This is a genomic window from Actinocatenispora rupis (genome assembly GCF_016861975.1).
GTDB lineage: Bacteria > Actinomycetota > Actinomycetes > Mycobacteriales > Micromonosporaceae > Actinocatenispora > Actinocatenispora rupis.
Genome location: NZ_BOMB01000016.1, coordinates 1 through 18,485, shown reverse-complemented (window position 1 = coordinate 18,485; position 18,485 = coordinate 1). Strand labels below are relative to the sequence as shown.

Here is an 18,485-nt window from a genome sequence, read left to right as displayed (position 1 = left end):
TCCGGGCCTGCCCACCGGTCCTTTTATGCCCCCGGTACGCCACCGGCGGAGCGCCCCGTCGCGGGAGGTGGTGGCCCGGCGCGGCGGCCGGGCCACGTCCGCGCTCAGTCCACCGGGCGCAGGTCCGCCCAGCCGGTGTCGCGGCCACGCGCGGCGGCCAGTACGCCGGCCACGCAGGTGGCGTTGGTGATCTCGCCGGCCAGGACCATGCGTACGGCGTCGTCGAGCGGGACCCAGCTCGTCGTGAGCCCGGCCTCCTCGGCGACCCGCTGGTGCCGCTCGGCGGCCGGGACCTCGGCGACGTCGCGCGCCAGGTACACGTGGATCAGCTCGTCGGAGCAGCCGGGCGTGGTGTGCAGGTCGAGCAGCAGGTCCCAGCGGTCCGCGGTGAGGTCGGCCTCCTCGGCCAGCTCGCGGCGGGCCGCGTCGACCGGCTTCTCCCCCGGCTCGTCGGTCAGCCCGGCGGGCAGTTCCCACATCGTCCGCCCGACCGGATGCCGGTACTGGCGCAGCAGCAGTACCCGGCCGTCGGGGTCGACGCAGACCGCCGCGACGGCGCCGGTGTGGCCGAGGTAGTCGCGGGTGGCGACCGCACCGTCGGGCATCCGTACGTCGTCGGAGACCAGGCGGAAGACCTTGTTCACCGGCTGCTCCCGGTGCGCGAGCACCTCGTAGCCGGCGTCGGTGCTGGTCATACGGCGGCCTCGGCGGCGCTCAGCTCGGCCGGCTCGTCGTCCGGCAGGTCCACCGGCAGCCGCTCCGCCTCCGCGTACGCCACGGCCGCGGCGACGAACGCGCGGAACAGCGGGTGCGGCCGCGTCGGCCGGGACTTGAACTCCGGGTGCGCCTGCGTGGCGACGAAGAACGGATGCGCGTCCCGGCGCATCTCGATGAACTCCACCAGCCGACCGTCCGGCGACGTGCCGGAGACGATCACGCCGGCCTCCGCGAGCTTGTCCCGGTAGGCGTTGTTCACCTCGTACCGGTGGCGGTGCCGCTCGCTCACCGCGGTGTCCCCGTACGCCTCGGCGACGAGCGAACCCGCCTGCAGCGTCGCCGGGTACGCGCCGAGCCGCATCGTGCCGCCCATGTCGCGCTCGCCGGCGACCACGTCGCGCTGGTCGGCCATCGTCGCGATCACCGGATGCGCCGCGTCCTCGTCGAACTCGGCCGAGTCCGCACCGACCAGGCCGGCCACGTCCCGCAGCGCCTCGATCACCATGCACTGCAGGCCCAGGCACAGGCCCAGTACCGGGATCTGGTTCTCCCGCGCGTACCGCACGGCGCCGATCTTGCCCTCGATGCCGCGGACACCGAAGCCGCCCGGAACGAGGATGCCGTCCACGCCGCGCAGCGCGGTCGCCGCGCCCGCCGCCGTCTCGCAGTCGTCGCTGCGCACCCAGCGGATCTCCACCCGCGCCCGGTGCGCGAAGCCGCCCGCCCGCAGCGCCTCCGTCACCGACAGGTACGCATCGGGCAGGTCGATGTACTTGCCGACCAGCGCCACCGTGACCGTGCCGCGCGGCCGGTGCACCCGGTGCAGCAGGTCGTCCCAGCTGGTCCAGTCCACGTCCCGGAACGGCAGGTTCATCCGCCGCACCACGTACGCGTCGAGGCCCTCGCGGTGCAGCACCTTCGGGATGTCGTAGATGCTCGGCGCGTCGGGGCAGCCGATGACCGCCTCGGCGTCGACGTCGCAGTACAGGCCGATCTTGGCCTTGACGGCCTCGGGGATCTCCCGGTCGGAGCGGCAGACCACCGCGTCCGGCTGGATGCCGATGTTGCGCAGCGCGGCCACCGAGTGCTGCGTAGGCTTCGTCTTCAGCTCACCCGACGGCGCCAGGTACGGCACCAGCGAGACGTGCAGGTAGAAGCAGTTGTCGCGGCCGATCTCGTGCCGCAGCTGCCGGATCGCCTCCAGGAACGGCAACGACTCGATGTCGCCGACCGTGCCGCCGACCTCGGTGATCACCACGTGGGGGGCGCGACCGCGCGCGTCCGGCGCGGCCATCGCGGTGATGCGTTCCTTGATCTCGTTGGTGATGTGCGGGATCACCTGCACCGTGTCGCCCAGGTACTCGCCGCGGCGCTCCTTGGCGATGACCGTCGAGTACACCTGGCCGGTGGTGACGTTGGCGGAGGCGGACAGCGGCGAGTCGAGGAACCGCTCGTAGTGGCCGACGTCCAGGTCGGTCTCGGCGCCGTCCTCGGTGACGAACACCTCGCCGTGCTGGAACGGGTTCATGGTGCCGGGGTCGACGTTCAGGTACGGGTCGAGCTTCTGCATCACCACCCGCAGCCCACGTGCGGTGAGCAGGTTGCCCAGGCTGGACGCCGTGAGGCCCTTACCCAGCGACGAGGCGACGCCCCCGGTGACGAAGATGTGTTTGGTCGTTCGCGCCGAAGCGGCCAAAACGGACTCCCGTGGTGAGTGCAGCGAATGCGGTGAAAACAACGGCGGCCGCACCGACCTGGCCCGAGCCGAGCCGCTGGTGGTGAGGCCGCTGGTGGTGGGGCCGCTGGCCGGTCCCGACATCGGGCCGTCCGCGAAAAAACGCCACGCGATCCACGGGATTCCAGAGTAACAGCAGGTCTGCGCGCGCCGAAGAGCCCTACCCGTCGGCGGGTCCGGCTACCGGCGGCGATACCGGGACTTTTCAGTCCGTCCGGGGCCGGACCACCTGCAGGCAGTACTGGATCGCCAGCGGTACGGCGACCGACGCGGCGGCGCCCGCCACGATCAGCCCAGCACCGTCGAACAACCCCGCCAGTACGCCGGCGACCGCCGTGCCCACCAGCGCCCCGCGCAGCGACGGGAACAACCCGTACACGCGGCGCAGCCCACCCGCCGGGCTGAGCAGTACGAGCGCGGTGAACAGCGCCACCACGACCACCAGTACGGTCAGCAGGCTGGTCAGCGTGGCCACCGTGTTCGCCTCGGCGACGCGGCTCAGCGCCGGGCGGGCCGTCCCGCCGAACAGGTTCGCCAGAAACCGCCCCAGATGGCCGCGCTGGTCCGCCGGCCGGGTGAGATCCAGCAGCGCGAACGCGCCGGCCACCACCACGCCCGTGACGACCGCCCAGCCCAGCCGCGTCAGCGTCAGCCAACCTCCGCCGGCGAGTACCGCGGCGACGGCGACGCCGGCCGTCATCGCCACCGCCGCACCCGGATCCGCCCCCAGGTACGGGCTGCCCACGATCACCACGCCGATGGCGCCGAGCAACGCCACCGCGACCGACCGGTACCGCCGGGTCATGCCGCGCGCGGCGCAGCCGGCCAGCCCGAGGATCGCCGCGGCGAACGCACCCAGCCCGACCATGCCGAGCCCCGTGTACCGGTCGCCGGTGACCGCCGCGTAGCCGACGACGTTGTCGAGTTCGAGATGGGCGCCGGTGAGCGCGTCGGCTCCGATCACCAGCACCACCACCGCGGCCGTCGCGGCGGTACACCCGAGGCGGTGCCTGCGCCACGGGCCGAGCCGTACGGCGGCGGTCAGGGTGACCACGACGGCCGCCACGACCAGGACGAGTACCAGGCCGGGACGCGGCGCGCGCCACCACGGCACCAGGTCGGCCAGCAGCATCGCCGGCACCATCAGCGCCGCCGCGCTCGCCCCCGTCTCCACCGCCGGCCGGATCCGGCGGGACGGGCCGTCGGTCGCGGGCCGGCGCGCCAGCCGGACCAGCGCCACGCCGGCGAGCAGGTACAGGGCGAACTGCACGGCGACGAGTACGGCGACGAACCGGCCGGAGTTGCGCGCCGTCGTCACCGAGAGCTGGTCCGCGCCGATCATCCGCTGCCGTGCCGCGGCGAGCGGCTGGCCACGGTCGGTGCTGCGCTGCCACGCCTGCCCCGCGAACGACACCGGCCGCGGCAACCCCAGCGCCGCCGTCACCGTCGGCGCCACGTCCGACAGCTGCACGTACCCGGTGCGGTGGGTGGTGCCGGACGACAGCCAGCCGTCGGCGAACCCGGGGCCGTCGGCGACCGCCACATGCAACCGCGCCGGCGCGTCCGTGTCCGCCACGCCGACCACCAGTACGGTCGAGTGCTCCGGGCGGTCCGCCAGCACCTCGGCGAGTACCCGGTCCGCGTCGCGCGCCTGCGCAGTACGGTCCGGGCCGGCCACCGTACCGGCGTCGACCACCGTCAACGGGCAGCGGTCGAACGCCGGGCGCAGGTCCGCCGGCGGCCGCGGCAGGTACTGGTTGATGCGGCCCACCGGGCGGGCCGCCGCGATCGCCGCACCCGGACCGATCGCGGTCGTACAGCGGAGGGCCTCGGCCAGGGCGCCGGGACGCGACCGCGCCGGCTGGTTGCGCAGCACCACCGCCGGCTGATCGCCCAGCACCGCCGAACCGTCGCCGTGCACCGCCAGACCCACCCGGGTACGCGGGCAGTCCCCCGACACCAGCCGGTGCGGACCGCGCTGCGCCCGGTTGCCCGCGCCCAACGTCAACCAACCGTCGTCCGCGCAGGTCAGCGACTGCGTCGACCGGGCGGTCAGGGTACCGACGGAGCCGTGCGCGGCGAGCCCCCACAGCGCCGGGGTGTCCGCTGCGGTCACGTCGTCCCACCGCAGCCCCGGTACGCCGACGACGATCACCCGGTCGCTACTCGTCACCGCACCGGCCGGACCAGGCAGCGCCAGTACGCCGACGGCCGCCAGCAGCAGCGCCGCCAGCGTACGAAGCCAGCGGGCCAGGGTCATCCGTCCGAGCCGAGCAGTTCGGCGTACACCGCCTCGACCCGGCTCAGCGTGTCCGCCTCGGTGGGCCAGGTCGCGGCGCGACGCGGACCCGCCGCCGCGTACGTGCCGGCACGGTCCGGATCGTCGAGTACGCCGGTCACCGCCGCGGACAGCGCCGCGACGGTCGCCGCGTCGTCGCGCACCGGTACCAGCACGGCCGCGTCACCGACCAGCCCCGGCACCCCGCCGACCGCGGTCGTCACCAGCGGGCGGCCCGCCCGCAGCGCCTCCTGCGCGAACAGCTGCCGCGCCTCCCACCGGCTCGACACCACCGCCACGTCGCACGCGGCCAGCAGGTCCGCCACGTCGTCGCGGTGACCGAGCAGTACCACCGGCGCGCCCGACGCGGCGATCCGCGCCGCCAGATCCTCCTCGGCCGGGCCGCTGCCGGCGATCGCCACCAGCGGCACCGGATCGCGGTCCCGCCACCCGGCCGCCGCGTCGACGAGCAGGTCGTACCCCTTCTGCGGGTGCAGGCGGCCCACGGACAGCACCAGCGGACGGTCGCTCGCACCCAGCGCCCGGCGTACGTCGGCGGCCGCGGTCGTCGGCTCGGACAGCACCGGCGCGGCCACCGGCGCCGGCCGTACGTCCCGGGCGCCCAGCGCGAGCAGCCGGCCCACCAGGTCGTCCGACGCGCACAGGCACACCGTCGCCGACCGCGCCACCACCCGCTCCAGTACGCCCAGGACGCGGCCCGACAACCCACCGGCCATCAGTACGTTGTGCCACGTGACCACGAGCGGCGCGGTACGCGGGCGGGCCACCGCGGCCAGCAGCCCCGCGCGCATCCCGTGCGCGTGCACCACATCCGCGTCCCGCAGCCCGCGACGCAACGCCGCCACCGCACCGCCGTCACGTACCGGATCGAGGCCCGCCGCGATGCCCACCGGCCGGAACCCGGCACCCACCGCCGTGAACCCGAACCGCACCTCGGTGTCCGGCGGCCCCAACACCGTCACCCGGTACCCGTCCGCCGACAACCCCGCCGCCAGCGACCGGACATGCCGGCCGATCCCACCGGTACTGGTGCCGAGCACCAGAGCCACCCGACTCCGTTCGCCCACCGCACGTCTCCCCGTCGCCGCCAGGACACCACTGTGTCAGGTCCGACCGGGTACGCGACGATCGGGTGACCGTCCGCCGCACCGTCCGGCCGATACGCCGGGAACATCCCAGGCGCCGTACGAACCGGTCTCCGCGCCGCTCCGGGTCCGGTCGCCGAGCGGTCAGTCGGCGGGGCGCGGCGCCACCCGTTGACGGCGCGGGGCCCGGTCGCCGGGCGGTCGGAGCGGCGGAAGCGAGCACGTCGTACGCAGACCCCACGGTGTGCGCCGGTCTGGTCAGCGGAGTGGTCAACGCACCTCGCCACCGCGCGGGTCCAGAGCGCCGGAGACTCCGGCGTCCCACCCGCAACCCCGCGGCGGCCGGTCAGTCGGCGGGGCGCGGCGCCACTCGTCGATGACGCGCCGGGTCTGGTCACCGGGCGGTCGGAGCGCCGGACGCGAACACCGGATGCCGCAGCCCACGGTGCGCGCGGCGCCGGTCTGGTCAGCGGAGTGGTCAACGCACCTCACCGCGCGGGTCCAGAGCGCCGGAGACTCCGTCCGACCCACAACCGCGGGGCGGTCAGTCGGCGGGGCGGCGGCCCCACTCGTCGACGGCGCGAAGGGCCGGGGTGGCCTCGATGACGCGGGTGAAGCTGACCTTCTCGCTGGCCAGGGTGAGCCCGGCGATGCCGGCGAGCAGGGCGATCCGGCCGGCGCGACCGGTCGCGCGGGTGGCGGCGAGGCCGAGCAGTGCGCCCATCGCGTTCGCTCCGCCGTCGCCGAGCATCACGCGTTCGCCGAGGTCGTCGGGTAGCAGCGCGGCGGAGGCGCCGAGCGTACCGGCGGCGACGGCACCGGCCGGGCCGAGCAGCAGCGGCGCGCCGGTGGCCAGGCCGACCTTCAGCGCCCGTCCGGGACGCAGGTCGAACAGGTTCGCCAGGTTCGCCGCGCCGGCGATCACCCCGGCCGACAGCAGGGTGTCGACGACGGACGGGCGTTTCTCGGCGAGCGCTGCGGCGGCCAGGCCGGCGACGCCGATGCCCGCGATCTTCACCAGCCCGCTGGTCACCCGCCCCTCGCGCAGCGCACCGAGATGACCCCGGAATCCCTTGGTACTGCGCTGATCCGGCCGCTGCCCGGCGATGTCGTCGTACAGGCCGACGGCACCGGCGGACAGGCCGACGGTGAGCGCCGCCGCCCCCAGCCGTACGTCACCGGCGCCGAGCGCCGCGCCCGACGCCGCCGCCGTGGCCAGCGCCGGCCCCGCGGCGAGCGTCACCGTACGACCGCGGTGGTTGGTACGTTCCAGCGCGACCGCGGCCGGGCTGGACGTCACCGCCCGGAGTACGGCGCGCGCCGCGAGCGCACCGGCACCGGCCGCGAGCAGCCCGCGCAGTACGCCGCGGCCGGTCACTGGCCCGTCGGCAGCAGGTCCGCCGCTCCGTCGCCCAGCCCGTACTTCCCGGTCGTGCCACCGAACTGGCGGGCCAGCGCGAGCACCGTGGTGATCTGCCCCTGCACCAGGTTCAGGGTGTCCACAGTGGACACCGAGGAGGACAGCGCGCCGTCCCCGCGTACCGCCGCGATCACGTTGCCGTCGCCCGACGTGCCGGGGCCGGCGAGGACCGCCTGCCCCGCCTTCGCGAACTGGCGCACCACGGTCAACGACGCCGCGTTGCGCTTCGCCGCGTCCGTGTCCGTGGCCGGCGTGCCCGACACGACCACGACCGCCTCGGCCGGCCCGGTCACCGCCTTGCCCACCGTCAGGTTCTGCCCCGTCGAGTACGCCGTGAGCACCGTGGTGCGGGAGTCCTTCGACACCGCGTGCTTCTGCTTCATGAGTACCGCGGCCAGCAGCGCCGCCGACGACTCGACCCCGTCGGCGTTGTTCGGCAGCGTGGTGTGGATGTCCACCGGCAGCTTCGCCGACGCCAGATCACCCAACGCGTCCGAATTGGCCGGGTCGGTGAACGTCGCGGTCAGCTTCACCTCTCCGGTCACCGTCGCCCCGCCGTACCCCAGCATCTGCTCGGTGCCGCTGACCGCCTTGTCGTCCGCGCCCGGCAGCGCCAACACCAGCACCGAACGGCCCTTCACCGTGTCGGCGAGGATCCGCGGCGCCAACTGCCGGTCGAAGTCCTCCTTCTTGTTGGCCTCCTGGGTCAGGTGCTGCACCTGCCCCCGGTACTGCTCGTTCGACTTGCGCAGCTCGCCGACCTGGTCGTTCAGGTTGTCGGTGAGCGTGCCGTTGAGCGCCGCGGTGCCGAGCACGAGCCCGACGGCCAGGGCCAGGAAGACAGCGGTGAGCGAGACGACGTGGTACCGGAAGTTGATCACGAAAACAGCCTCTGCACCTGGAACAGAAGGTTGTCCCACCATTCGGCGAGAACCTGGAGATAGGACCGGCTGATCGTGGACACCGCCACCGCCGCGGCCAGCGCCGCGATCGCCGCCAGCACCAGCAACAGCAGCGACGACGTCGAGATGTTCTGCCGGTACAGCCGGGACACGCCCTTCGCGTCCACCAGCTTGCCGCCGACCTTCAGCCGGGTCAGGAACGTCGACGCCATCCCGCCGCGCCCCTTGTCGAGGAACTCGACCAGCGTCGCGTGCGTGCCGACCGCCACGATCAGCGACGAACCCTTCTCGTCCGCCAGCAGCATCGCCAGGTCCTCGCTGGTCGCCGCCGCCGGGAACGTCACCGCCGGCACACCCAGCCGCTCCACCCGGGCCAGCCCCGGCGCGCGCCCGTCCGCGTACGCGTGGACGACGACCTCGGCGCCGCACCGCAGCACGTCGTCGGACACCGAATCCATGTCCCCGACGATCATGTCCGGCGTGTACCCCGCCTCGACCAGCGCGTCCGCCCCGCCGTCCACGCCGATCAACACCGGCTTGAACTCCCGGATGTACGGCCGCAGCACGTCCAGATCCGCCTTGTAGTCGTACCCCCGGACCACGATCAGGCAGTGCCGGCCGGCGAGCCGCGTCGCCACCTCCGGCACGCCGACCCCGTCGAGCAGCAGATCGCGCTCGCGCCGCAGGTACTCCATGGTGTTGCCGGCGAACGCCTCCAGCTGCACCGACAACCCCTCGCGGGCGTCGGCCATCGCCGCCGTGACGGTCTCCGCGTCCTGCCGCGCGCCCGTCGCGATCTTGTCGTCGCCGACGAACACCGTGCCGCCGTCGATCCGCACGGGGTCACCCTCGCGGATCCGGCGGAACACGTCCTCACCCACGTCGTCGACCAGCGGAATGCCGGCCGCGACCAGCACCTCCGGCCCGAGGTTGGGGTACCGCCCGGAAATCGACGGCTTCGCGTTGACGACCGCTGCCACGCCGCAGCTCACCAGGGAGTCCGCCGCGACCCGGTCGAGGTCGAGGTGATCGATGATCGCGATGTCACCGGGCCGGAGCCGACCGGTCAGCCGCTTCGTGCGCCGATCAAGCCGGGCCGGTCCCGTGACCGCGCCTGCTTCTGCCGTCCGGTTGCGACGGAGGGTAGGTAGCCGCATCGCTACTAATACTGACACCGGGATGCCGGTAACCCCGACCGCGACATGCGCGCAAATCTATCAGCGCCGACACCGCCGGCCCCGCGAACACCGGACAACCGACCCGATCCCGGTACTCCCCGGCACGGTCACCCACCCCGCCCGGGTGCTCGCCGCTCAAGGCCAGTGCCCGCCGCGCAACGCCGGTGCCCGCCGCACGACGCTAGTGCCCGCCGCGCAACGCCGGTGCCCGCCGCGCAACGCTGGTGCCTGCCGCGCAACGCTTCTGCTCGCCGCGCAACGTTTCTGCCCGCCGGTCAACGCTTCCGGGTACGCGCGGACCGGGCCATCGCCAGCAGTTCCTCGGCATGTGCGACGCCGAGGGACGAGTCGGGCAGACCGGCCAGCATCCGGGCCAGCTCGCGCGCCCGGTCGCTGTCCTCCACGACCCGCACCCCGCTGGTCGTCACCGAACCGGTGGATCCCTTCTGTACCACCAGATGCCGGTCCGCGAACGCGGCCACCTGCGGCAGGTGCGTCACCACCAGCACCTGGTGGCGGCGGGCCAGCTTCGCCAACCGGCGGCCGATCTCCACCGCCGCCTCGCCGCCCACACCCGCGTCCACCTCGTCGAACACCAGCGTCGGCGGGCCGCCCGCGCCCGCGAACACCACCTCGACCGCCAGCATCACCCGGGACAGCTCACCGCCCGACGCGCCGCGCTGCACCGGCAACGCCGGGGCGCCCGGGTGCGGGATCAGCCGCAGCTCCACCTCGTCCGCGCCGTCCGGGCCGACGCCGCCCGGCTCTCCGCCGACCGACGCCGTCGGCGCGCCCGCTACGACCGGCCGCGCCGCGACGTGCGCGACGACCTGGGCGTGCGGCATGGCCAGACCCGCCAGCTCCGCGCTCACCGCCACCCCGAACCGCTCCGACGCCTCCCGGCGGGACTCGCCCAACCGCCCGGCGAGCTCGACCACGTCGGCGGCCAACCGGTCCCGCTCCGCCTCCAACGCCGCCAGCGTCTCGTCCGACGAGTCCAACTCGGTCAGCTGCCGCTGCGCATCCTGCGCCCAGGCCAGCACACCGTCGACGTCCTCCGCGTACTTCCGGGTCAGCGCGCGCAGCGCCGCCCGCCGCTCGTGCACCTCGGCGAGCTTCGCCGGATCCGCGTCCAGGCTCGCCAGGTACGTCGTCAGCTCGCTCGACACGTCCGCCACGAGCCGCGCCGCGCTCTCGACCCGCCCGGCCAGATCGCCGAGCGACTCGTCCACGTCGAGCTGGCTCTCCAGGCTGTGCCGCGCCACACCGAGCAACGTCGACGCGTCCGCACCGGCCGACGGGTCGTCCATGTCGCCGGCGAGGGCCTGCTGCGCCGCCGCCACCGCACTCCGCAGGCCCTCGGTGTGCTCCAGCCGCTGCGCCAGCGAACGCAGCTCGACGTCCTCGCCCGGCTGCGGGTCCACCGCCGCGATCTCGTCCAGCCCCAACCGCAGCAGGTCGACCTGCTGGTTACGCTCCCGCGCGTGCGCCCGGCGCTCGGTCAGCTCCTCGTCGCACCGCCGCCAGGACGCGAACACCTCCCGGTACGTGTCCAGCAGCTTCTCGTGCTCGGGCCCCGCGTACCGGTCGAGGGTGGCGAGCTGTTCGAGCGGCTGCAACAGGCGCATCTGGTCGGACTGGCCGTGCACGGCCAGCACCCGGCCGCCGATGTCGGACAGCACACCGACCGGCACCGAACGGCCGCCGACGTGCGCCCGGGACCGCCCCTCCGCGCTGACCGACCGGGACAGCAACACCGCGCCGTCCTCGTCCGGCTCGGCGCCGGCGTCGCCGATCCGCGCCGCGACCGCCTTCGCCACCCGGCCCGAGCACCGCAACCGGCCCTCGATGACCGCCCGACCCGGATCCGCGCGCACCCGGCCGGCGTCCGCCCGCCCGCCGAACAGCAGGCCGAGACCGGCCACCACCATCGTCTTGCCCGCGCCGGTCTCCCCGGTGATCACGGTCAGCCCGGCGTCCAACGGCAACGTCGCGTCGTCGATGACACCCAGCCCGGTGATGCGCAGCTCCTCCAGCACACGACGACCTTAGCCGCCCCGGGCGACAGTTCGGCGAGTCGGTGACGGCCACGCCGGTCGAGCAGCCCGACCACCACACCCGACACGCCCAGGTACGTGCCGGTCAGCGCGGCGCGCCCCGCCAACCGTCCACCGGCAACGCGAACTTCTTCACCAGCCGGTCCGTGAACGGTTGCGGGCGCAGTCGTACGACCCGGACCGGGAGTTCGCCGCGCTCGACCACGACGCGGCTGCCCGGATCCAGCTCGACCATGCGGCGACCGTCGCAGTTCAGCATCGCGAACGACGCGTACGGCTCGACCGTGATCGCGAACGTCGACGTCGGCGCCGCCACCAGCGGCTTGCTGAACAACGCGTGCGCGCTCACCGGTACCAGCAGCAGCGCCTCCACGCCCGGCCACACCACCGGCCCGCCCGCCGAGAACGCGTACGCCGTCGAGCCGGTCGGGGTCGCGCACACCACGCCGTCGCAGCCGTACCGGGAGAGGGGGCGGCCGTCGACCTCGACGAGCACCTCCAGCATCCGCTCCCGGGTGCCCTTCTCCACGGTCGCCTCGTTCAGCGCCCACGAGCGCGCCACGACCTCCCCGCCGCGGTACACGGTGACGTCCAGCGTCAACCGCTCCTCCACCGTGTACGCGCCGTCGCAGACGTCCCGTACGGCCTGGTCCAGGTCGTCGAACTCGGCCTCGGCGAGGAACCCGACCCGGCCCAGGTTGATGCCGAGCAGCGGCGCCCGTACCGGACGGGCCAGCTCCGCGGCGCGCAGCAGCGTCCCGTCCCCGCCCAGCGCGAAGACGATCTCGACGCCGTCCGCCGCCTCCTCCGCACCCACCGACACCAGCCCCGGTACATCCAGGTCACCGACCTCGTCGGCCAGTACGCGCACCCGGAGGCCCGCGGCCAGCAGGTCCCGCGCCACGGTCTGCGCGTGCACCGTGGCGTCCCGCCGGCCGGTGTGGGTGATCAGCAGCGCCTCGCGGCTCACGGGTCCTCCGCCGTCTCGGGCGGCTCCGCACCGGCGCACCGGTACACCTCCGCCGGGTCCACCGGCGGCGCGTCCCGCCGCAGCCACAGGAAGAACTCGACGTTGCCCGACGGGCCCGGCAGCGGACTCGCCGTCACCCCCGCCACGCCCAGCCCCAGCTCGCCCGCCGCGCGCGCCACGTCGACGACCGCCTCCGCGCGCAACGCCGGATCGCGCACCACACCGCCCGTACCGACCCGTTCCTTGCCCACCTCGAACTGCGGCTTCACCATCGGCACCAGGTCCGCGTCGGCGGTCAGGCACGCCGCCAACGCCGGCAGTACCAGCCGCAGCGAGATGAACGACAGGTCCGCCACGCACAGCTCCGCCGGGCCGTCGATCGCCTCCGCCGTCAGCGTCCGCACGTTCGTCCGCTCGTACACCCGGACCCGCTCGTCCGTACGCAGCGCCCACGCCAACTGCCCGTACCCGACGTCGACCGCGACCACCTCGCGCGCGCCGTTGCGCAGCAACACGTCCGTGAACCCGCCGGTCGACGCGCCCGCGTCCAGGCAGCGCCGCCCCTCGACCGGCACGCCGAACGCCTCCAACGCCCCGATCAACTTGTACGCCCCGCGCGACACGTACACCGGGCCCGCGTCACGGACCCGGATCGCCACCGCCGGATCGACCGCGGTCGCCGCCTTCCGCGCCACCACACCGGCCACCTCGACCAGCCCCGAGCCGACCAGCTCGCCCGCCTGCTCGCGCGACCGCGCCAACCCGCGCCGTACCAGCTCCGCGTCCAGCCGGGCCCTACGCGCCATGCCCCGTACTCACGCCTCGTCCACCGTCGCCAACGTGTCCTGCAACGCCCGGTGGATCTCCTCGTACCCGGCGACCTGCTCGGACACCGGCCGTCCGGCCAGCCCGTCCAGCGTCGCCAGCGCCTCGTCCACCCGCGCCTCACCCGTCGGTACCACCGCGTCACCGGCCAACCGCTCACCGGCCTGCTGCTCGTCGGGCTGCTGGCCGTCGGCCTGGTGGTCCGCGGCCTCCTGGTTCGGGGCCGGCTCGTCGATGGGCGCATGGACGGTGCCCGCGGTGGGGTCGCTGGGCGACGCGCTGCTCGGGGACGGCACGGCGGGACGGCCGAACAGGTGCGGCCCGGGGCGCGGTGTCGGCCCGCTCATCCGTCGGCTCCCGGCGTCGCCTTCTTCGCGGTCGTCTTCTTCGCCGTGGCCTTCTTCGCCGTCGTCTTCTTGGCCGCGGCCTTCTTCGCCGTCTTCGGCGCGGCCTTGGCGACGCCCGCCGCCCCAGCCGCCTTACGGGCCGGCGCCGCCTTCTTCGCGGCCGGCGCCGTACCACCCTCGGCCACGGCGAGCCGCTTCTCCAGGTCGTCGATCCGGGACCGCAGCTCGGCGAGTTCCTCCGCGTTCGCCAGGCCGACCCGGGTCAACGCACGGTCCAGCTCGGACCGGACCAGCTTCGACACCGCCTCCCGGTTCGCCAGGCTGGTCTCCACCAGTTCCTCGGTCATCGAACGGATCTGCTCGACGCTCGCCCCGCTCTGCGCGGCGAGGGAGTCCATGACCTGCTTCGCCCGTTTACGCGGCTTCTCCGTCAACCCCAACGCCAGCTCCAGGTACGTGCGCCAGGCGTCCTGCTGCATGTGAGCCCCCTCGTGCCGGGTTCCTCGCCGACCGTCCATCCGATCTCGTCCACCCTGAACGCTACCGGGCGTTCCTCGGACACCGTGCGGTACCGTGCCGATCGAGTGTCCGACCCGAGCCGGAGGTGCCCATGGCCACCATCGAGGAGTGCCGCGCCGCGCTGGACACCCTGTCCGAGCGCATGACCGCGCACGCCGCCGAGCTGCGCGGAAAGGCCAACCTCGACCGGCCCATCGCATGCCGGCTGCGTGATCTCGGCGAGGCGTTCCACGGCCGGCTCAAGGACGGCGCGTTCGTCGACATCGAGCAGGGCGACGACCCCGACGCCAAGATCAGTCTCGAACTCACCAGTGACGACCTCGTCGCCCTCGTCGCCGGCGATCTCGACTTCGCCCGCGCCTGGGCCAGCGGCCGCCTCGCCGTCAAGGCGAACGTCCTCGACCTGGTGAAGCTCCGCAAACTCCTCTGACCGCCCCACCGCGGGCGAGCGCCGGATCCGCCCTCGCTGAGCCAGAATCCTCGGCCCCCGCACGCCGGTCCACGGCACCGGCCTTCTCCACCCACCGGCTCAGCACGGCCGAGCACGAGCGTCGCCCCACCAGCTCCGGGTACTCCCACCAACGGTCCCCGGCCGACCGTCTCAAGGCTCCGACGCCGATCAGTCGGATCCGACGCTGGCAGGCGGATTCGCCGCTGGTCAGGAAACTTCGACGCGGGTCAGGACAGGCCGAGCCCGGTGAGTACGTCGGTGGCGGCGGTGTCCGCGCCGACCACCCGTCCCGCCTCGCTCCAGTACGCCACGCACAGCGCGCGCAACGCCGTCACCTCGTCACCGTTCCCGGCGAGTCGCCACTCCCCGTTCGCGCGGCGCACCGACCAGCCACCGCACCCGACCACACCGCCCTCGTACGACGGAATCTCGTGCGGGACGAGCAGTCCGCGCAGGTCCGCCGCCAGGTACGAGGGGCGCAGCTCCGGTGGTGCGGCGAGCAGCTCGGCGGCGGTGGTGACGCCGGTCATGACGAGCAGGCTGGCCATGCCGGCGCGGTTGCCGCCCTCGATGTCGGTGTCGAGGCGGTCGCCCACCACGAGCGGGCGGTCGGCGTGCCGGCGCCGCGCGGCCTGTTCGAACAGTGCGGGCTCGGGTTTGCCGACGACGGCGTCGGGCCGCCGGCCGGTCGCGTGTGCCACGGCCGCCACGATGGATCCGTTGCCGGGCAACGGTCCCCGCGGCGACGGCAACGTACTGTCCAGGTTCGTCGCGACCCACGTCGCGCCGGCGCGGACCGCGACGGTGGCCTCGGCGAGCTGCTCCCAGCCGACCTCGCGGCCGTACCCCTGCACGACGGCGACCGGCTTGTCGTCCGCGGTCCGGGTCGGCACCAGGCCGGCGTCGGCGATCTCCGCCGCCAGCGCGTCCGAGCCGATCACGAGGATCAGCGACCCGGCCGGCCACCGCTCGGCCAGGAGCGCGCCGGCACCCTGCGCCGACGTGGTCACCTCGTCCGGCTCGGCCGCGACCCCGAACCCGCGTAGACGCTCCGCCACCGTGTCGGCGCGCCGCGCGGCGTTGTTCGTCACGAAGTGCACGGCGCCACCACGGGACCGCACCTCGGCGAGCGACTCCGCCGCGTACGGAATCGCCTCGTCCCCCAGGTACACCACGCCGTCGAGGTCCAACAGCACCACGTCGTACGCCGGGACCAGCGGATCGTCGCAGCCCAGCAGGGATCCGCCGGTCACCGCCCGCCCTCCGGCCGGCCCTCCCCGGCGGCCCCGCCCGAGCCGTCCGCGTCCGCTCCGTCGACCCGTGCCCCGGAACCGACCCCGTCCTCGTCAGAGTCGCCGCCGACCCGAGCCTCAAGACCGACCTCGTCGGAGCCGCCGTCGATTCGCGCCTCAGCACCAACCTCGTCGGAGCCGCCGCCGGTCCGCGCCTCAGCACCAACCTCGTCCGAGTCGCCGCCGGTCCGCGCCCCAGGACCAACCTCGTCGGAGTCGGCGCCGACCCGCGTCGCGGAGGCGACCGCGTGGTCGTCCGCCGAATCGTCGTCGCGGCTCTCGGCCCGGTCCGACCCGCTGACCTCGGCCGACTCCGCCGGTGCGGCATCGTCGACGTCATCCACCGGACGCCGATCCCGAGCCCCGTCGTACGACCCGGTCGACCGCGACCGGCCGGCCGGCTGCTCCGCCTCGTCCTCGTCGTCGGTGTCGTCGGGCAGGTCGTCACCCTCGATGACGACGCCTTCCAGCGCCAGCAGGCGATCCACCGCATCCGTGTCGCCCTGCGGATCCAGTTCGATCGTCCGGGCGAACCACCGGTACGCCTCCTCGATCCGCCCCGCCTCCACCAACGAGTCCGCGTACGCGTACCGCAGCCGCGGCCGCCACGCCTCGGTCCCGTTGACCTCCAGCGCCGGGATCTGCAGCATCGTCACGGCCGCCGCGTGCTGCCCCATGTCGCGCCGCGCCCCGGCGGCGACGATCAGCAGCTCGATCCACTCCGCCGGCGCCACCGACTTGCGATCGGTGTGCCGGAACATGTCCACGGCCCGCTCCGGCCGGCCCAGCCCGCGCTCGGCGTCCGCCATGACCGCCATGTGCGTACGCCGACCGGTCATCCGCTGGAACGCCCGCAGCTCCGAGATCGCCAGCTGCCACTGCCCACACTGGTACGCCGCCAGCCCGACCGCCTCGCGTACCGCGGCGATCCGCGACGCGATCTTCCGCGCCGCCATCGCGTGCCGCAGCGCCAGCTCGGGGTCCACGTTCAGCAGTTCGCCGGAGGCGACCAGCCGACGCGACACCGTGTCCGCACTCGTCTTCGACAGCGACCGCAGCTCCGCGCGTACTTCACGGTCGAGTTCGTTCGCGGCCACGGCATCCGGCAGCTCCGGATCCGAACTGACATCGCTACGCCGCGGCGCGCGCTCGATCCGTCGCTCCTCCGTACGGTCCTGCCGCGGTCCACGTCGATCCTGCTGCGGCCCCCGCCGATCGTCCCGCCGGCCCTGCTGCGAACCCCGCCGATCGTCCCGCTGCCCCTGGTACGCCCCACGCCGGTCATCGCGCCGATCCTGCTGCGGTCCACGCCGATCCTGGTACGACCCGCGGCGGTCATCGCGCGGTGCGCCACGCTGGTCGCGCCCGGTTCCACGCTGGTCGCGCACAGGTCCACGCTGGTCGCGCACGGGCCCACGCGAACCCCGCGCATCGTCGCGCCGACCACGGCCGTCATCGCGCCTGTCGCGGGCGCCGTCCGGGCGACCGCGCCCGTCGTTCCACCGACCTCGCCCGTCGTCCGCGCGACCCCGGCCGTCGTCCTGACGGCCACGCGCGCCCTCGGGGCGGCTTCGACCGTCGTCCCGGCGACCACGCGCATCGCCCCGACCTACGTCACCGCGCCCGGGCCCACCCGTACGCCGATCCCGGTCTCCACCAGCCGGTCGGTACCCGCCGCCCTCGCGCCGGAATCCACCGCGCTCACCCGTACCGCGGGCGTCGTTCCCCCGCCGGTCAGACTCGCCCCGGCCGCCAAAGCCCTGTCCACGCCGATCGTCCCGCGCGCCACGGTCGCCCTGGTTCCACGACCGGCCCTGCTGCTGGTCCCGATCACGGAACCCGCCACCCGTCCCCCGGTACGTCGGGCGCCCGTCACCGCGGCCACCCCGGTACCCGCCGTCCGACGCGTGCCCGCGATCCCGCTGGTCCGAACCCCGGTACGACGAGCCCGACCGCTCACCGCCGGACGCACCCTGCCGATACGGCCCGGACGAACCCGACCGATACGACGGGCGCCGATCCTGGCCCGGCCGACCGTCACGGCCCCACGACTCGCGCGGACGATCACGCTGGTCACGGCCTCCGTAACCACGCTGGCCGGTCTCCGGACGCCCACCCCGACGGTCGTCCCGATCCTGCCGAGGACTCCACTCACGTCGTACGGGTCGCTCGTCGCGACCACCCTGGCCGCCCTGATGCCGGCCATCACGTGGCTGCCAGTTCGATCCACCCGAACCGTCGCGCCGTCCCGAACCACCAGTCAGTCGGCCGCGCTGCGCCGAGGAATCCCGACGATCCGGACGCCCGGCCCCGCCGTCACGCCCATCCCGGCCACTCGTTCCCGAGGAACGTCCCTTGTTGGCGCCCGAACCACGCCACCGCTCGGAGCCACCATTACGGCGTTCCGGCCCACGACCGGACTGGTCGTCACGATCACGGCGCGCGCCGCGCTGTTCAAAGTTGGATGGCACGACCGACATCTTCCTCTAGTCACCGACTGCCCGACCCACACCCAAGAGCTGCTCGCCCTCGGGTCGTCCCGGCACGTTCCAGTATTCGCTCCGCCAGTCCGTCGGACCACTCGGTCTCCGGTCATACAGCGCATGGACCGGCCATCGTCACGCCCTACGGACACAAGAAAGGCGCCGGAGTGCTGAAGCTTGAAGCTCCAACTCTCCGGCGCCTTCC

The 18,485-nt window shown here is 74.0% G+C and carries 15 protein-coding genes; 1 reads left to right on the top strand and 14 read right to left on the bottom strand.

Features of this window, described 5'->3' with window-relative positions; all coding sequences use genetic code 11:
* Positions 1–104 precede the first annotated feature (104 nt).
* From Aru02nite_RS14270 to Aru02nite_RS14215, 12 genes are all read right to left on the bottom strand, one after another.
* The gene (locus tag Aru02nite_RS14270) at positions 105–695 is read right to left on the bottom strand and encodes an NUDIX domain-containing protein (protein WP_203657990.1); all 591 of its coding nucleotides are present in this window, start codon (positions 693–695) and stop codon (positions 105–107) included.
* Entirely contained in the window at positions 692–2,413 is a 1,722-nt protein-coding gene (gene pyrG / locus Aru02nite_RS14265) for a CTP synthase (protein ID WP_239076679.1), read from the bottom strand. Before pyrG ends, Aru02nite_RS14270 begins: the two co-directional genes overlap by 4 nt.
* Before the next feature lie 244 nt (positions 2,414–2,657).
* Positions 2,658–4,712: a hypothetical protein gene (locus Aru02nite_RS14260; protein ID WP_203657988.1), complete on the bottom strand. Its 2,055-nt coding sequence runs from the start codon at positions 4,710–4,712 to the stop codon at positions 2,658–2,660.
* The gene (locus Aru02nite_RS14255; protein WP_203657987.1) at positions 4,709–5,818 is read right to left on the bottom strand and encodes a glycosyltransferase family 4 protein; all 1,110 of its coding nucleotides are present in this window, start codon (positions 5,816–5,818) and stop codon (positions 4,709–4,711) included. Before Aru02nite_RS14255 ends, Aru02nite_RS14260 begins: the two co-directional genes overlap by 4 nt.
* Before the next feature lie 562 nt (positions 5,819–6,380).
* Entirely contained in the window at positions 6,381–7,214 is an 834-nt protein-coding gene (locus Aru02nite_RS14250; RefSeq protein ID WP_239076678.1) for a hypothetical protein, read from the bottom strand.
* Positions 7,211–8,137, bottom strand: a complete 927-nt coding sequence (locus tag Aru02nite_RS14245) for a copper transporter (protein ID WP_203657986.1) — start codon at positions 8,135–8,137, stop codon at positions 7,211–7,213. Before Aru02nite_RS14245 ends, Aru02nite_RS14250 begins: the two co-directional genes overlap by 4 nt.
* Positions 8,134–9,315 carry a putative cytokinetic ring protein SteA gene (gene steA / locus Aru02nite_RS14240; protein ID WP_203657985.1) on the bottom strand — a complete coding sequence of 394 codons (1,182 nt, stop codon included), beginning with the start codon at positions 9,313–9,315 and terminating at the stop codon, positions 8,134–8,136. Before steA ends, Aru02nite_RS14245 begins: the two co-directional genes overlap by 4 nt.
* 296 nt (positions 9,316–9,611) lie before the next feature.
* Positions 9,612–11,375, bottom strand: coding sequence for a DNA repair protein RecN (recN, locus tag Aru02nite_RS14235; protein ID WP_203657984.1), 1,764 nt, complete (start codon positions 11,373–11,375; stop codon positions 9,612–9,614).
* 103 nt (positions 11,376–11,478) lie between these two features.
* Complete coding sequence (locus tag Aru02nite_RS14230) at positions 11,479–12,363, bottom strand: NAD kinase (protein WP_203657983.1); 885 nt, start codon at positions 12,361–12,363, stop codon at positions 11,479–11,481.
* A complete protein-coding gene (locus Aru02nite_RS14225; RefSeq protein WP_203657982.1) occupies positions 12,360–13,169 on the bottom strand; it encodes a TlyA family RNA methyltransferase in 810 nt (269 codons plus the stop codon). Before Aru02nite_RS14225 ends, Aru02nite_RS14230 begins: the two co-directional genes overlap by 4 nt.
* A 9-nt stretch (positions 13,170–13,178) precedes the next feature.
* On the bottom strand, positions 13,179–13,535 hold the full coding sequence (locus tag Aru02nite_RS14220; RefSeq protein WP_203658098.1) for a hypothetical protein: 357 nt from the start codon (positions 13,533–13,535) through the stop codon (positions 13,179–13,181).
* A complete protein-coding gene (locus Aru02nite_RS14215) occupies positions 13,532–14,014 on the bottom strand; it encodes a phasin family protein (RefSeq protein WP_203657981.1) in 483 nt (160 codons plus the stop codon). Before Aru02nite_RS14215 ends, Aru02nite_RS14220 begins: the two co-directional genes overlap by 4 nt.
* 131 nt (positions 14,015–14,145) lie before the next feature.
* Here Aru02nite_RS14215 and Aru02nite_RS14210 point away from each other — a divergent pair, with 131 nt between their 5' ends.
* Positions 14,146–14,484, top strand: coding sequence for an SCP2 sterol-binding domain-containing protein (locus Aru02nite_RS14210; protein WP_203657980.1), 339 nt, complete (start codon positions 14,146–14,148; stop codon positions 14,482–14,484).
* Positions 14,485–14,732: 248 nt separating this feature from the next.
* Here the strand turns inward: Aru02nite_RS14210 and Aru02nite_RS14205 are convergent, their stop codons facing one another.
* On the bottom strand, positions 14,733–15,758 hold the full coding sequence (locus Aru02nite_RS14205; RefSeq protein ID WP_239076677.1) for an HAD-IIA family hydrolase: 1,026 nt from the start codon (positions 15,756–15,758) through the stop codon (positions 14,733–14,735).
* Positions 15,755–16,894 carry a tetratricopeptide repeat protein gene (locus Aru02nite_RS14200; RefSeq protein ID WP_203657979.1) on the bottom strand — a complete coding sequence of 380 codons (1,140 nt, stop codon included), beginning with the start codon at positions 16,892–16,894 and terminating at the stop codon, positions 15,755–15,757. Before Aru02nite_RS14200 ends, Aru02nite_RS14205 begins: the two co-directional genes overlap by 4 nt.
* Positions 16,895–18,485 lie beyond the last annotated feature (1,591 nt).

Excerpts from the sequence above, each read along its gene's own strand:
- Aru02nite_RS14270 (WP_203657990.1), bottom strand. The coding sequence starts at position 695 with ATGACCAGCACCGACGCCGGCTACGAGGTGCTCGCGCACCGGGAGCAG.
- Aru02nite_RS14260 (WP_203657988.1), bottom strand. The coding sequence starts at position 4,712 with ATGACCCTGGCCCGCTGGCTTCGTACGCTGGCGGCGCTGCTGCTGGCG.
- steA (WP_203657985.1), bottom strand. The coding sequence starts at position 9,315 with ATGCGGCTACCTACCCTCCGTCGCAACCGGACGGCAGAAGCAGGCGCG.
- Aru02nite_RS14225 (WP_203657982.1), bottom strand. The coding sequence starts at position 13,169 with ATGGCGCGTAGGGCCCGGCTGGACGCGGAGCTGGTACGGCGCGGGTTG.
- Aru02nite_RS14220 (WP_203658098.1), bottom strand. The coding sequence starts at position 13,535 with ATGAGCGGGCCGACACCGCGCCCCGGGCCGCACCTGTTCGGCCGTCCC.
- Aru02nite_RS14215 (WP_203657981.1), bottom strand. The coding sequence starts at position 14,014 with ATGCAGCAGGACGCCTGGCGCACGTACCTGGAGCTGGCGTTGGGGTTG.
- Aru02nite_RS14210 (WP_203657980.1), top strand. The coding sequence starts at position 14,146 with ATGGCCACCATCGAGGAGTGCCGCGCCGCGCTGGACACCCTGTCCGAG.